The 14,400-nt window shown below is 45.4% G+C and carries 19 protein-coding genes; all 19 read right to left on the bottom strand.

From position 1 onward, the window contains the following. Window position 1: 1 nt before the first annotated feature. The 19 genes from GCWU000321_RS06370 to GCWU000321_RS06285 all read right to left on the bottom strand — a co-directional run bounded on the left by GCWU000321_RS06370 (window position 2) and on the right by GCWU000321_RS06285 (window position 14,386). A complete protein-coding gene (locus GCWU000321_RS06370) occupies window positions 2-373 on the bottom strand; it encodes a hypothetical protein (protein ID WP_007070324.1) in 372 nt (123 codons plus the stop codon). Between the two features lie 2 nt (window positions 374-375). Continuing rightward, window positions 376-867 (bottom strand): phage tail tube protein, encoded by a 492-nt coding sequence (locus GCWU000321_RS06365; protein WP_007070323.1) that lies wholly within the window; start codon window positions 865-867, stop codon window positions 376-378. A gap of 2 nt (window positions 868-869) precedes the next feature. Continuing rightward, window positions 870-1,286 carry a DUF3168 domain-containing protein gene (locus tag GCWU000321_RS06360; RefSeq protein WP_007070322.1) on the bottom strand — a complete coding sequence of 139 codons (417 nt, stop codon included), beginning with the start codon at window positions 1,284-1,286 and terminating at the stop codon, window positions 870-872. Further along, window positions 1,283-1,735: an HK97-gp10 family putative phage morphogenesis protein gene (locus tag GCWU000321_RS06355; protein WP_007070321.1), complete on the bottom strand. Its 453-nt coding sequence runs from the start codon at window positions 1,733-1,735 to the stop codon at window positions 1,283-1,285. The genes GCWU000321_RS06360 and GCWU000321_RS06355 overlap by 4 nt, the downstream gene beginning before the upstream one ends. Continuing rightward, the gene (locus GCWU000321_RS06350) at window positions 1,732-2,046 is read right to left on the bottom strand and encodes a phage head completion protein (RefSeq protein ID WP_007070320.1); all 315 of its coding nucleotides are present in this window, start codon (window positions 2,044-2,046) and stop codon (window positions 1,732-1,734) included. The genes GCWU000321_RS06355 and GCWU000321_RS06350 overlap by 4 nt, the downstream gene beginning before the upstream one ends. Before the next feature lie 3 nt (window positions 2,047-2,049). Then, on the bottom strand, window positions 2,050-2,331 hold the full coding sequence (locus tag GCWU000321_RS06345; protein WP_040381430.1) for a hypothetical protein: 282 nt from the start codon (window positions 2,329-2,331) through the stop codon (window positions 2,050-2,052). Window position 2,332: 1 nt separating this feature from the next. Then, window positions 2,333-2,599, bottom strand: a complete 267-nt coding sequence (locus GCWU000321_RS06340) for a head-tail connector protein (RefSeq protein ID WP_007070318.1) — start codon at window positions 2,597-2,599, stop codon at window positions 2,333-2,335. Between the two features lie 12 nt (window positions 2,600-2,611). Further along, window positions 2,612-3,757, bottom strand: coding sequence for a phage major capsid protein (locus GCWU000321_RS06335; RefSeq protein ID WP_040381980.1), 1,146 nt, complete (start codon window positions 3,755-3,757; stop codon window positions 2,612-2,614). Between the two features lie 40 nt (window positions 3,758-3,797). Next, window positions 3,798-4,421, bottom strand: coding sequence for an HK97 family phage prohead protease (locus tag GCWU000321_RS06330; RefSeq protein ID WP_040381428.1), 624 nt, complete (start codon window positions 4,419-4,421; stop codon window positions 3,798-3,800). Further along, window positions 4,381-5,652: a phage portal protein gene (locus tag GCWU000321_RS06325; protein WP_007070315.1), complete on the bottom strand. Its 1,272-nt coding sequence runs from the start codon at window positions 5,650-5,652 to the stop codon at window positions 4,381-4,383. The genes GCWU000321_RS06330 and GCWU000321_RS06325 overlap by 41 nt, the downstream gene beginning before the upstream one ends. Beyond that, a complete protein-coding gene (locus GCWU000321_RS09660; RefSeq protein WP_007070314.1) occupies window positions 5,652-5,822 on the bottom strand; it encodes a hypothetical protein in 171 nt (56 codons plus the stop codon). The genes GCWU000321_RS06325 and GCWU000321_RS09660 overlap by 1 nt, the downstream gene beginning before the upstream one ends. A gap of 9 nt (window positions 5,823-5,831) precedes the next feature. Further along, window positions 5,832-7,466, bottom strand: coding sequence for a terminase large subunit (locus GCWU000321_RS06320; protein ID WP_244835076.1), 1,635 nt, complete (start codon window positions 7,464-7,466; stop codon window positions 5,832-5,834). 83 nt (window positions 7,467-7,549) lie between these two features. After that, a complete protein-coding gene (locus tag GCWU000321_RS06315; protein ID WP_007070312.1) occupies window positions 7,550-8,125 on the bottom strand; it encodes a P27 family phage terminase small subunit in 576 nt (191 codons plus the stop codon). 159 nt (window positions 8,126-8,284) lie between these two features. Then, window positions 8,285-8,662 carry an HNH endonuclease signature motif containing protein gene (locus tag GCWU000321_RS06310; protein ID WP_040381978.1) on the bottom strand — a complete coding sequence of 126 codons (378 nt, stop codon included), beginning with the start codon at window positions 8,660-8,662 and terminating at the stop codon, window positions 8,285-8,287. 89 nt (window positions 8,663-8,751) lie between these two features. Continuing rightward, window positions 8,752-8,946: a helix-turn-helix domain-containing protein gene (locus GCWU000321_RS06305; protein WP_040381975.1), complete on the bottom strand. Its 195-nt coding sequence runs from the start codon at window positions 8,944-8,946 to the stop codon at window positions 8,752-8,754. A 397-nt stretch (window positions 8,947-9,343) separates the two neighbouring features. Further along, window positions 9,344-9,772, bottom strand: a complete 429-nt coding sequence (locus tag GCWU000321_RS06300; protein ID WP_007070308.1) for a DUF1492 domain-containing protein — start codon at window positions 9,770-9,772, stop codon at window positions 9,344-9,346. An 81-nt stretch (window positions 9,773-9,853) separates the two neighbouring features. Further along, window positions 9,854-11,233: an SNF2-related protein gene (locus tag GCWU000321_RS06295; protein ID WP_007070307.1), complete on the bottom strand. Its 1,380-nt coding sequence runs from the start codon at window positions 11,231-11,233 to the stop codon at window positions 9,854-9,856. Continuing rightward, on the bottom strand, window positions 11,230-11,547 hold the full coding sequence (locus GCWU000321_RS06290) for a VRR-NUC domain-containing protein (RefSeq protein WP_007070306.1): 318 nt from the start codon (window positions 11,545-11,547) through the stop codon (window positions 11,230-11,232). The genes GCWU000321_RS06295 and GCWU000321_RS06290 overlap by 4 nt, the downstream gene beginning before the upstream one ends. Window positions 11,548-11,956: 409 nt before the next feature. Continuing rightward, window positions 11,957-14,386 carry a virulence-associated E family protein gene (locus tag GCWU000321_RS06285; protein WP_040381426.1) on the bottom strand — a complete coding sequence of 810 codons (2,430 nt, stop codon included), beginning with the start codon at window positions 14,384-14,386 and terminating at the stop codon, window positions 11,957-11,959. Between the last annotated feature and the right edge of the window lie 14 nt (window positions 14,387-14,400).

The following is a 14,400-nucleotide window of genomic DNA, read 5'->3' as shown; positions in this document are numbered from 1 at the left end:
TTTATCGGCGATTCTTCTTTTTCATCGGCGCCTCTTTTTTCGGCGTCCCCTGTGTAAAAAGTCCGGATTCAACCACCGCATCTACGATGTATTTTGCGAGTTCTCCGATGTTTCCGCCATTTTCACAGTACATATCCACGAAATCATAAGCATCGAAATTCTTCGGCTGGTTTAAAAGTCCGGCCCGCAAGCCGGAAATGATAAAGTGTATTGTAGCACTCTGTACCATTCCGACTGCACCGTTAACAAGCACGGAACTTATAACTGAAAAGAGAGACGTTCCGAGATATTGCTCAAATCTCTCAAGGCTTCTTACTGTATATAGCAGCTGATACCTTGACTCTCCGATTTTGATTTCTACCGATTTACGCATAATTAGCCTCCGGTGACATCATCTGCGGCAATTTCAGAAATCGGTCCCTTTCCGTTTAACGTAGCAGCAACGGTAGCTACCCCGTCATGAGATACGTCTTTTGTGAAATCGGAAATCGTAACCCATCCGATCTGGCATGTCTTATCCGGATATGCGATTTTTACATGAATCGGGATGTCGTGGTGGAATGCATATTCCATGATTGAGAGTGCTGCGTCATCCATTACAAGCAAGCCTGTATAGCTGATGCTCCAAGACTTTGGACCCGCGAGCGTTTCTCCCCATCCGCCGGAAGTCTTATGAGATCCATCAATAGAATCCGCTTTGTATTCTACGGGGGAGTTTCTCTGTCCTCCGACAAGTACCCATGTCGGCTTTTTCCCCGTGGTTGTTGCCTTGTCTATATACAGCAAGGTGTCTTTCCCCGCCGTAGCCATAGACGTCCCATCATATACTGGGAGTTTTTTAAGTTCTTCTGCTGATAATTTAGCCATTTTTATACCTCTTTCTTGTTAAAATTCTGAATAGTAAATAATATTGTTACTGTGCCGTGATAACCCGTGGATACTTCCGGAAAGTCCTCTACTAGATCAATTTGTGTACTATTAATCCGATATTGCGGTAGCTCCATATCGCATCCGTATGCAGATATCAACGCACATATATCGTTTAGCGTTTCATTGACTTGTTTTTTCCCATCCTCTCCCGCCCATACTTCTACATTCAAGGATGCGTCCCAGATAATCAGATCTTTATTTGACAGTGGTTTGAACGTAGCCGCACCTAAGGTGATATAAGGAAGTTTTGCACCTTTAGGAACTGAGCCGTGAATTGGTATCGTTTGACCTTCTTTCAGCAATTTAAAAACCGCCATCCTGAGAACGGTTGACGGTACGTCTCTGATAAGTCTCATTGAAATATTTTCTCCATTTCATTTTCAATCTTGCCCCGTTCCTGCATCATTGCCGGCCGCATAAACGGACGCTTCGGCATCTTCCCTGTGCGAATAACTCCGCTTACGAATTTATCGTTTATTCGCATTGCTTTTTTGCCTTTGCGCGGATCGTTTGATGTTATACGTTCAACTGTCCCGAATTCTACGAGATGCGAATGCGGGGCGTCGCTCTTCACTATTCCCTGCGGCTTTTCTCGTTCCATTTCGGAATGGATTCCTGCTTTCAGGCTTCCGGTAGGCCCCATCGGCGCTTTTATAATAGCCGCTTTCATAACTGCTATCGTTCCTTTCGCAATGACATTCCTGATTTTCCCTTGCGTTTCCTTATCGTAGCGTTTGATGTCGTTAGCCGCTTTTTTGACTACCTCTCCTGAAAACATCTTGATATCGATTCCGCACCTGCTCATGTTTCTACCGCCTCTGTTGTTAATACGTAAACGGCAGGATCCGAACGATCTACGTCTATTACCTTATACGTCCGTCCGTTTTCTTCAACATGCCATCCTTTTTCGATTTCTCTTGGCCGTATTCTTATCCCTTGCGTTATCAAGACAGCCGTGCCGTCTCCTATAATCGCGCTTGGGGTAATACGTTGTTTCAAGAATTCCGCCCACACGGATCCGACATTTTTCCATTCGATAACGGAGCCAAATCCTACATCCTCACCGATAATAGGCTTTTTAAGCGCTATCCTGTGGCGCATCTTCCCGATATTCATACTTTACGCTCCGGTTTTCTTCGTGCGCCTGACAGTCTTTCTCGTTGTCTTTGGTTTTTCCTTTGGTGTTTCCTCCGGCTCTTCATCTTCCTGATCTACTTCCTGATCTACTTCTTCATTCTGATTGTCCGCAGAATCATCTTCCGCGTCTTCATCCTGTTCAAGTACTTCTACATATCCGCCGGAAATGTAGGCAGTTAATTCTTCCGCTGTTCCGTCGTACGTCTCGCCGACATCAACGATTGTTCCGTTTATAATAATTTTCTCCAGTGCTTTTATCAGCATGTCATTCACCTCTCGTTTCTAATTGCAGTAGTTGTGCAGTAATTGTGAACGGTAATTCTGCCCCCTGTCCTACTGCGTTTCTGTTTTCGTACCAGTACCCTACGATCATATGCATACAAAGGATAGATTGGGCGTCAGTCTCTTTGACTTCGACGCCCGTCCCCTGCAAAATAAACGTTTTAGCGGTATCGATGAGTGTCCGGATGACCTCGTCTTCCTGGTTTCCGTCAACTCGGAGATACGCTTTAACGCCATCCAGAATGCTCATAATACCTCCTTCTTATGCAAGCGTTAGCTCGCCGTATACGGCTGCGGCGCTGTCAAACGCTTTAACGTCAAGCCTTGTAATTGCTTTAATGTCGTAAGAATCGCGAATAAATGAGTTCCCGCCGATACCCGTGCCTTCGAGTGTAATAAGCTGGCGGTCAAAGAGTACGATTGCATCCGCCAGAGACCCGACAATAATCGGCGCCACTTTCTTCGGAGATGTCGCACTCGGCAGGTACTTATTGCTGACAATGGTAACCGGATGAGCAAACAACAGTTTCTGTGTCGGATTGAGCGGATTCGGCTGAAGCAGGTAGCGCCCTTCTGAATCTTTCAATTTGTCTAAGGAATTGAAACCGTCCTGATTGGTGACAATGCTGGCTGTCAGAGAAATCGCCGGGTCAAGATCCACGTTCAAAATGTCTTTCAAGCTGTCTACATTGGCGACGGGCTTCTTCGCCAGTGTTTTCATGATTGCGATGATCAAGCTGTTTCTTGTGACCACATCTTTCTTAGCAAACCACGCACTCACATAAGAAATGAGATTCTGGTCCGTGTCAGACAACATTTCTTTTGAAATTGGAAGTATGCCCGCATATTTTTTGATCGCATATGAAATCTTTTCAAACTTCGGACCGTCGATTTCTTTGATTGTTGCCATTTCATCAACGCTTTCAAGCGGCGTCATTTCTGCCCATTTTTCCATGACGCGAGACCCTGTCATAGTAGTCGTAGGTGTAATCGTGACAAGCTGGTCCAGCGGATTCAACGCTCTCTTGAGTTCGTTGATTTTAGTTGAGATGTCCTGCGGAACGATAAGCCCGCCGTCGGCGTCAACCCCCGCTTTCATGCCCGCTCTAGCTTCTTTCAGTACTTCCGCTTCCGCATCTGTCGGCATCTGGCGCTTAATCTCTTTCACAAGTCCGCTGAACATAAGCTCTCTTTTTTCTTCGTCGGTGATTTCTGCCGCACGTGCCGCGGGTGGAACTGCCGCCGGAACATCTGCCAGCGTCTGTTCAATTTCCAGCTGCCGCTTAAGTTCTCTCAATTCATTTGTTTTACTTTCCGCTTCGTCAAGTTTTTTATCGGCCATCAATGCGCGGATTTCTTCCGTTACTTTTGCCATTCTCTGGCGCAATTCTCTTTCTTTTTCAGTCATTTCTTCTACCTCCATTTAAAAAGCCGCCGTTCGGCAGCAATTATTGATTTAACAATTCCAGCTCTATATCGAGCTTCCTTTTTCTGATGTTTTCCTGCTCTTCTTTCAAAGAATTAACGTATGCTTCTTTCGATTCTTGCATCGACCTCTGTACGGCCTGTGCTTCTGTATCCGGGTATGCCGGCGTTGTGACGATTGACACATCCCACAGTCTTTCGATATGCTTGACCGCCCGGTGGTACATTTCTTTTTCACTTTCATATGACCAGTCTGCGCCGTTTTCTGCCAGCGTAAATGCAAAAGAACACTGATTGACAACGCCGGCTGTCATATTCGTCATTAGGTCTTTAGCATATGCCGTATCCGTCGGAATCAAGCTAAACCGCAGCCCGGTATCGTCTACTGACAGACTTAGATGCCCGGGTCCTTCTCGGACGGTATTTCTTGCCAGTGGATAGTTCGGGTCGTGATTAATCAGCGCCACAACGTTAGACATGTCCGTTTTATCAAGACATCCCCGTTCTAATATTTCATCAACGCCTCCAAAGTCTTCTGACCGTTTTCCGAATTTGAGGGCATACCCCTCCAAGATGATAGTTTTACCATCGTCCAGTGTCCGAATTTCAAACTGAATCTGATTGATTCTTCTTTCCCTTTTCCCCATTATCATCACCTCCTTTCAGTGTTCCGCTCTTCGCTTTTGCTAATTGCAAATCTTTCAGAACGGTAATGTCTGTATAATTTAGCGATGCGAGATGGATATCCCCTACATCGCCTATACATTCCATTTCTTCCATGTCTCGGATCTCATTAAGCGTATAAATACCGGCATAGAGCATGTCTTTATAATATTCAGCCCTTGCTTTGCTGTCGCCTCTGAGTTCCGCAGCAGCATTGAATTTCACATAATAGTTTTCTCTTTCCGGTTCGGTGAACAGTTTATAGTTGATTTCCTGTTCCCACGACGTAAATATCGGAAGAAGCGTTGTTTTGATGTAGTCAAGACTCATCGCTTCGGCGTTAGCATACGTCGCGCGGTCCAGCTGTGCCAGTTTATGCGGCGGTATCCGGTAGACTTTGGCAACTTCGTTAATACCGAATTTCTGTGTTTCAATGAACTGCGCTTGGTCCAGCTGCATGCCCAGTGACTTATACTCCATCCCCAGGTCAAGAACAGCTACTCGTCCGGCATTATCTATGCCGCCGTTGATTTTCTCCCATTCCTGCCGAAGTTTTTTCTTAGCTTCCGGATTGATTTTCGATGCCGCCTGCAGTACGCCGTGTGTCAGTGTTCCGTTCTTGTAGAACTGACTCTGAAATTTCTTGATTGCGTTCTGACTGTCCAGCTCATCAATCAATGTCCGCCATTTCGGCACACCGATAAGTCCATCTTTTGACATTTCATAAAAATGCAAGACATCGTGCGGCTGTAGATGATACATCGCCCCTTTCGCATCGCTTGTCGTATACGTCAGCGCTCCGGTTACCACGTTTAATCGGATTGTCGTTTTCGTTGGATCAAGCGGCCATAGTGATTTCGGATAGCCGTCTGTCCCCCATTCTATATAAGCGATAGCGTTTCCGTAAAATCCCATGTGATACTGCAAAGTCCGCTTAAAAGCAAGCGGTGTCATGAGCGGATTCGGCCGTTTATACAGCAGCTTAGCGACCGGGTGTTTCATTCCTTCTGTCTTTTTCCCGCCTGTCCTGAACGTGTGGATCGGCAGTTTACCGATATCGTCGGCTAAAATATTGACGCACGTATAAATGTTGCTGTTTTTACTTGCCGTTGCCGCCGTTACGCCGTCACCGTTAATAGCGGATATCAGCCAGTCCGCGGGGCTAAGCAGTGTACCTGAATCCGTCGGGTTTGAGAAAAGCTGTCTTAAAAGCATTATTTACCACCGCCTTTCTGTGCTTTTGCAAAGATAAACGCTAAAAGCAGGCACTCTATAGCCGCGGTATATACCGCGACTACGGGAGATATCAATACACCGCCGGCAATCATCAGAATGCACCCGACGAACAGGAAAATGTCATCAATCACATATAATATCTTTTTCACATGTCCTCCTTATAAGCTGAAATCGTCACTCAAAATATAATCACTCATATCGTCTTCTTCTGTAATCCGCGCACGTGTAAACGCATTGATTACAGATGCTATCGGGTCAATTCTGTTTGTTGATTTTTCTTTGTCAAGCATGATATTTTCGTTCTGGTCTTTTTTAGTGACCGCGTTACTGATCGCCCAATCGAGTAGCGGATTTTCAAAATGTAAAATGTTTCCCTGATACGCATTTTCTCTAAATGATTTTGTCGGTTCGGATAATGTCATCATTCCCTGCCGGACTTCTACACATGTATACTCCAGTTTTTCAAGTTCTTGCGCATAATAAGTCGCATTATACGGGTCGTAGCAAATTTCTTTAATGTTCAGTCCCAGTTTTTCCGCAGTTTCTATCATCCATTTTGTCATGTAGCGATAATCGACTACCTCTCCTGGATTGACCGTCAGCCAGCCACCATGAGCATAGTAGTCATACGGCACTCTGTCTGTTTTTATCTTTCTCTGCAGCGTTTCTTCCGGAATAAAGCTGTGGCCGATGACGATATACTTCGTCCCGTCATCCTCTTTGACCGAAATAACCAGTCCGATCGACGTCAAATCGACTTTGCTTGATAAGTCCATGCCGACATATGCGTCCAGTCCGTATAAATCGTAGCTTTCTATCCGCCCCCGAGTGTTCCATTTCCCCATATCCATATAAGATGCCCCGGATTGCTGATTCCAGATGTTCATGTTTTTCGTGAGAAATGATGACATTTTTTCTGGTGTCTCAACTGCCACTTTCAACGCGCTCCTTATATTCGCAATGCCCTCCGGATATGTCGCTACAATCGGGTTTGCTTTTATCCAGCATTTTTCGTTTTTAACATCATCAATTAGGTTTCCTTCTTTATCTTTGTCCAGCTCATTGACCATACAGAAATAATCCGGTACGTCATAATCAATGTCCGGATTAAGGATCTTTTCTACCAGTGGGTATTCCACTCTGTAACACGGTCCCCCGAAGTTTGTCCCGGCGGTAGTGATGATAAACAGCAGCGGCTGTTTTCTGGCCATCATACCGGTGTCTATGACATCTAATATTTCGGACGTCGGATGCGCGTGATACTCGTCAATCAGACCGCACTGCGGATTGAGACCGTCCCCGGTCTTTCCGTCATCTTTTGACAGCGCCCGGATAATCGAATCGCTTTTCAGATGTCGGATGGTACCATAACTTTCTTTCCACTTTCCTTTCATCTCTGGCCATCGCCTAAGCATTGCCAAGATCTCATTGTAAATGATTTTTGACTGGATGCTTTTCGTAGCTCCGATGTAGACTTCTGACATCGGCTCCCCCAGGGCCATCATTTCATAGTCACCGACTATGGCGAGTGATTGTGATTTCGCATTTTTCCTCCCGACCTGCCAATATGCTTTTTTAAAACGTCTAAGCCCCGTATCTTTATTGACCCACCCATAGATGTTTCCGAAGATAAACCGCCGGATAGGCTCAAAAATAATAGGCTGCCCGGCTAAGATTCCTTTTGTATGCTTATGCATAGCTGCCCACGCAAAAAATCGCTCCGCTTTTTCTTCATCAAATACATACGGAAATTTCTTCGTACCCGCCATTTCTATATCCCGCAAAAAACGCATACATGCCCATCTGTGCTTTTGACATATATGCGTTTTGTCTTTTATGCATTTCTTACTATACTTGATCAGTTCTTGTTTCAGCGTCATACATCAAAACCCCTTTTACTTAGCGGGTCTTCATCTTTCTTTTCTGGCTCTTTCGGTACATTTTTTACTTTTGCAAGCGGTGACAAGAATAATCTGTCTTCCATTTGTACGAGTGCCGCCATTTTCGCGTTAATTGCTTTATCCATCGCCATTATGCCGCCGGTAGATAAGATATACTCTATTTTTTCATAGAGTTTGGCGGCCTTGCGTTGACTGTACTCTACTTCAAGAGTTTCCTGCGTTGCCGTCGTTTCTTCACCGGTTAATTCTATTCGGGCGATCATGTCTCGGCGTTCTATCAAATCTATGTACTGCGCAAACGCCATACAGTATCTTGAAATCATTCCGATGTCTGCCGAAGAAACGAACTTGAAACCGGTGTAAAGTTTCTTGATTTCTTTCCATTTTTTGTACGCTTCTTTGTTAGATTTTACATAAGCTGGGCATACTAATTTCTGTTCGCCCAAGTGTATTTCTGATTTTTTTCTGTGTTCGATTTCCGCCTTCGTCAAGTGACTCGGATTGCCTGAAACTATATGCAAATCGATAGGTTTTGCCGGACGCCCAGCCATGCTATTCCTCCTTTCTTTTTAGCGTTGCTATTTGCGCATAATTGACATTTCATCGCATGAGTTTAATGTAAGGTCCATTTCCCGAACTTTTTTCACAAAAGAGGAGGCGCACGGTACTGTCGCATCCGGTCAAAACATTTTTGACCCGGGGGTAGTCTATCAAGCTTTAATTTTATTTCCGAATCCGCCGTTTTCTTTCGCTGTTTTCTTGTCATGACATCTCTTGTTCATCGCCTGCCAATTGCTTTCATCCCAAAACAAATCTTGATTGCCTCTGTGCGGAACGATGTGGTCAACCACATTAGCCGGCAGCGGATGTCCTGATTCTTTACAAGCTGGACATTCGCAGAACGAATGCTGTGCCAAAAAAGCCTTGCGCGCTTTCGTCCACTTGTAATTGTATCCCCGTTTAGTCGGTGACTCCCGCTCAAACTCTTTCGGATTTCTTATGTGCAATTGTTTATGTTTATCGCAATAGTTTTCTCTCGTTAATGCGCGGCATCCGGGATGTCCGCATTCTCGCAATGCTCTTCTCATATTGCCCCCATCAGGCAGTTGTACACCGCCGGAAATACAAAAGCCGCCCATTTCTGAACGGCTGCAAGGCATTTTTTATTGTGCTTTGATTAAATCTTTCCATAAACCCGTTCCATCCCCGCACGGGTTACAAGCCAGATGTGCCCCGACTTGCGGCACTCTTCGCTCGTAAACCGCGGTGGATACCCTCTTTGACCGGAACACGCCTGTTTTATTGTTACAACAGGTATGTTCCACAATTCTGCCGCTTCTGCTGTTGTCATAACCTTTTCAATTAATTTCATTACATCCCAGCCGCCTTCACTAATGCCATCAACGAAACAAGCAATGCTATAACAGAAATCCATAATGTTAATTTTTGCATAGCTTTTGCGAATATGATATATTATAAATGAACCACCCAGAGGGTGGAGGGTGGGTGTTCCACCCTCTTCGGTCATTGAGCCTTGTAAAGTAATATAATCGCTGTTATCAAATTGATTATTGCTGTTACAAGGCTTATTTTATTATTCATATCCGCATTCTCACCTCCTTTCTGTATTTATTATGCATCTTTTCTTATGTATTGTCAAGCGTTTTTATATTTTTTTTACAAACAAAAAGCACGCGCCAATCCCTGACGTGTGCTTTTTGCGGAAAGGAGGTTCATCCTTAAATTTCCCTTTACCATAATAACACGTCTTATAGTGAATTATAATGAATTTTAGTGAACTCTTTTTCTAAAATTTGCAAAGATCTTCCGTGCAGCTTATAAACCCACCTGATTGTATAATTCATATCCACGGCTATCTGCTCCCACGTCTGAATCAATATGTAATACCGATACAGTACGCATCGGCCGCTCTTGTCATCCACGCTATCAATCAATGCTTTAGCCTGATCTCGTTTATCGATCAACTCGTCCCATGCGGCATTTACTTTTTCAATTTGTGAATCCAGCTTATCGACGATTTCATCAAGAGTAGCTAAATGATTTGACTGTATTTTATCGCCAAGTTTCGGACTTGAGATGTTATACGCTCTGCGCCTTAAATCCTCTAACTCCTGCTCGTATGCACGTAACAATCTGTCCTGTTCTCTGACCGACCTCAAAAACTCTTTAACCGTCATTTCTCCTCCTGCCTGCCGCGACGCACAACGCTACTGTTACGACACCGACGATAGCGCCAATTACGAAAATCAAAATCTCTGTCATTGTTGCCTCCTATACTTATCTACTCTGGCTTTCAAGCTATCCATTACGTACTGCTGTGCCGCATCTTTCATGAGTAACGCCCTAGCCAAATCCTCATCACGAGTACCCTCACAGATCAACTGATGAACAATGACTCTATTTTTTTGACCTTGCCTATGTAATCGCTTATTAGCCTGCTGATATAATTCCAGAGACCAGTTCAATCCAAACCAAACAACATGGTTTCCGCCGTCCTGAAGATTTAAACCATAAGCCGTACTAGCGGGATGGGCCAGTAAAATATCCACCTTGCCCGCGTTCCAATCCAGCTCGTCCGCTGACGTCTGTAATTGACGTATATGTAAATTGGTTTTCTGCAATGCGGCTCTTAGACGATCTAAGTCATGCCGGAAGTTATAAAACACGATCGCATGCTTCCCGTTAAGCTGTTCTATCAACTCCATAAAGGCCTCTATCTTATCATTATGAATCTCTTGCCATCCGCCATCGTCTGTGTACACAGCTCCATTAGCCAGCTGCTGCAGTTTATTGGACAGTGCTGCCGCACTGGTAACATCAAGTACGTGGTCATCGCCTAAATCTAAAACCATTTTTTTCTCCAGCTCGTTATAATCTCTTTGTGCTTTGGCGCTAAGGGCTACCGGAACATCGTGATAAACAATTTCCGGCAACTCTAGATAATCTTCTGACTTCATCGACACACAGATATCGGAAATGGCATCCATAATTGCTTTTTCGGCTCCTTCTTTCGGATCGTATGAGTACACCACTTCGCGGCACCGCCGCCCGGGCTCAAAGTATCGTTCCCGGAAATGTGTAAAATATTTACCCAATCGTTCACCTTGATCCAAAAGATACACCTGACTCCATAAATCTGATAACCCATTCGGGCTAGGAGTGCCTGTCAAGCCCACCAAACGAGTAATATGACTCCTGATAGCCGCTAAGGCCTTAAATCGCTTTGCACGATGGTTTTTGAAGCTACTCATTTCATCGGCTACCACCATGTCAAAAGGCCAGTCGTTTTTATAGTAATCCACCAGCCACACCACATTTTCCCGATTAATAATATAAACATCCGCCGGCGTATGTAATGCCCGAATACGTTTAGATGTGCTGCCGAGTACAGTGGAAATCCTTAAATGGCTTACGTTATCCCATTTTGCCGCCTCGCGCTGCCACGTTGCCTCGGCTACCTTTTTCGGGGCTATAATCAATACCTTCTTTACCTGAAACCGCCCGTACTTTAATTCGTTAATCGCGGACAACGTGATAATCGTTTTTCCAAGACCCATATCAAGAAATAGCCCGACAGCTGGATCTTGCACAATTCGATTCATGCAGTACTGCTGGTACTGATGCGGCACAAAATTCATACTGCGCCTCCGTTTTTTATCATTTTCTTCACGCGAGTTACATAAGTGTCTACGTCTTTCGCCCCGTATAACACTTCAACATGGCACCCCAACGATCTTAAATGCGATATGCATATCTTCTGAAGAACACTAAGCATCCCCGTTTCAGATTTCATTTCTACAAATTCTACGTACCCTCCCGGGAGAATAATAATCCTGTCGGGTACCCCGGCGCTGCCGGGTGACGTAAATTTATAGGCCCTGCCACCCAGTTTTTTAATCTTGCTAACTAATAACTTTTCAGCATCTCTTTCCGAATGTTTAACTACTTGCATGATTTACCCTCCTTGCATGAAAATACTTTTTGTGTTCGCCTATATATGTATATAAAATTTTTATTCGCACGCGCGCAGGGGTCAACATTTTATTTTTATTTCTGGCGCGTAAGGCACAATTACCGTACACCTTGTTCAATACTCCTTGTTTTTCTAAACTCTTCATAACTATGTTCACGTTGTTCACGTTAGTTAGTTTAGATAGATATAGTCGTTTAACTGCCGTGAACTTTAGGCGTGAACAAACTTTTTTAATGTTCACGTTTTAGGTATTCCCTAATGATTAAAACTCTCTTTGGCTTTTCTTAAAATCCTCTTTAGTTCTCAAATAGGCTGTGTTTTATTCTCAATACGGCCTTGATTGTGCACATTGAATGTTCACGACACATTAACGGATTATTAAGGATATTTATTTACTATTCTGAATAAATATCCTTTCAAAGCCTCGCTGTGTTCCACAATAGCTATAACGCCTCCGGGATACATTTCTCTTCCATTCCGGAAGTTGGCATAACACTTGATTGATTTCCCGGGCGTCCGCCCGTTTCATGCTGCGGGGCTCGCCGCCGAGGCACTCGCACCAGATCTCCAGCGCGCAAGTCTTATCTCGCAGCTTTGTGCCAGTTATCCCCGTGGCGTTGCCGGACCAGTACATCCTCCGGGCTGTCAGTGACATGGAATCATATTCTATTGGAATTAACCGATCCAGAAAGTCCTGAATCAGTCCGTCTTTTGCGCTGTCTTCGCGGTGTCTGTCTTGTTCCTGTTTAGCCATTGCTTCTATGGCGGGATCTTCAAAGTATATCGGTTCATGCTGTTTCCACCGCATCACGGCTTCTGCCCACAGCTGGTCTACTTCATCTGGTAGATCCTGCCATATGCTTTTCGTTACTGGTTCGACGCCTACGTCAATCGGCCAGAATCGACGGCTCCCAGTAGGATCTTTCAGAAAATCATGGTCGTTACATGTACCGAAAAATACACCTTTTCGGGGGTATCTTCCCGTGTGCCGGCCGTAGGGCTGCCGGTATACGTCATCACAGCGGGAAAGAAATTGCTTGATTTCGTTGTCCCCAGATTTGCTGTATCCTGTCATTTCTCCGATTTCGTTGATCCATATACCTTGTATAAGTTCCGCTGCTTCTTTCCCGTGAAAACTCTGCAGACTGTCGCTGTGCCAGCCTTTTCCGATTGTCCTCAAAAACGTGGTTTTCCCTATCCCTTGTGGCCCGATAAATACCGGAACGTAGTCATACTTACACCCGGGCGTCATGACACGGGCTACAGCTGCCGTAAAGGACTTTCTGGCCGCCCCGCGGGTGTACGGAGTATCTTTACTGCCTAAGTAGTCATGGAAGGCCGTATCAAGTCGATAAGCACCATCCCAGGACACGCTAAGAAGATAATCCTTGACATCGTTAAACCGTTGCTGCTCTGATACGAGCATAAGGGCTCCGCTGATTTTGTCGCGTCCCGTAATACCATATCTATCCTCCAGATACCATGCGATCCCCGCGTCGTCCGTGTCTGTCCACTGTCGTTTCAGGTCGCAGGTATTCCACGGCAAGCTGTCCAGCGCCAGCCCCCGGGTAGAGAACTCATCGATGGCGATTTTCCCTGCCAGTTCCGGGTCGTGGTTTAAAATTCGGATAATATTATCCATCGTCTTTTTCGGCCGTCCGGTGTTGTCGTCATACGCCAGTTTCGCCTCTTGCATCCAGTTGACGCCCTCAGCTGGTTTTTGATCACTTTTGCCGGTGTTTGAGGAAAACACATCTGACGCATGAACTGCAGCAGTCATGTTCAGGTCAGTCATGACAGCGCTGTCTTGCATAGCCAGCTTCTTCATCGCCCGATACGACGGGATTTGACTAATTGGCGTGTTTTCTTTGACGTTATCGTCATTGCCGCTGAACTTATGGATGCGGATAAGGTCAAAGGCATTAACCAGCTGCCCGCTGCATGGATCCGTTGCGTGGTGGCTGTACAAGAATTTATCATCGTCGTACAACACTGCCCCGGCTACGGTTGTACCACCGGTATATGTCAATCTGTCGGTATGGTCTGTTTCTGTGTATGCGTTCGGAATATAGGCTTGTATGGCGCCTCGGATATCGTACGTACGGCAAAATGAGCCGACGATTCCCTGTTTCTTTGTCGGGTCTGCCTGCTTAGATAGCAGTATCTTTGCTTTCAGTTCTTTCCCTGGTACCTGCGGCCATGTTCTTACGTCATGCCAGTCCTCGTACTGCCCTAAAATTCCATCAGAACTGACAAATGGCGCGTCAGCATAATCAAATACGTATTCGCTGTCCTTGCTGCATCCGGGCCAGTACATAAGCCGTGATGCTTCAAAGGTCGTCGGATCGCAAAGTTCTATTCCGATCAAGCTGGCCAGTTTCCGTGCGATAGGTTCATACTCATCAGCGGTTACTGTCCTATCCAGCGGTATAATTACCCGGAGTCGTGGACGGTAAGGCGCATGAGACCGTGTAGAATAAATGGCATATCCGATTCCTAAGCTGTTTACCCGGCGGATAACGTTATCCGTTTCTCCGGTTGCGATGTTGTCCAGATCTAATGTAACCAGATCACGACCGGTAATTGCCGATGCTTTACGCTGCGGTCCTTTTAATGCGCCCCCTACAAAACCACCTATATCTTTCAGCGCCCCTTGCTGTGCTTTGCCCATCCGGAGATATTCTTCGTATAGCTCGGCTGTTCGCTGCGGCGTGCGTAGCTTTTCGATAAATTCCGACCACATGCACTCTGCCGCTGTCCATTGTTTAGACATGCGGCTGTTTCCGATGCTGATAGTCAGTTTTCTGTCGTAATTCAAGTACTCCCCCCCCC

Source organism: Dialister invisus DSM 15470, from assembly GCF_000160055.1.
Lineage (GTDB): Bacteria > Bacillota > Negativicutes > Veillonellales > Dialisteraceae > Dialister > Dialister invisus.
The sequence above is the reverse complement of the archived record's forward strand: the minus strand, read 5'-3'. Positions and strand labels throughout refer to the sequence as shown.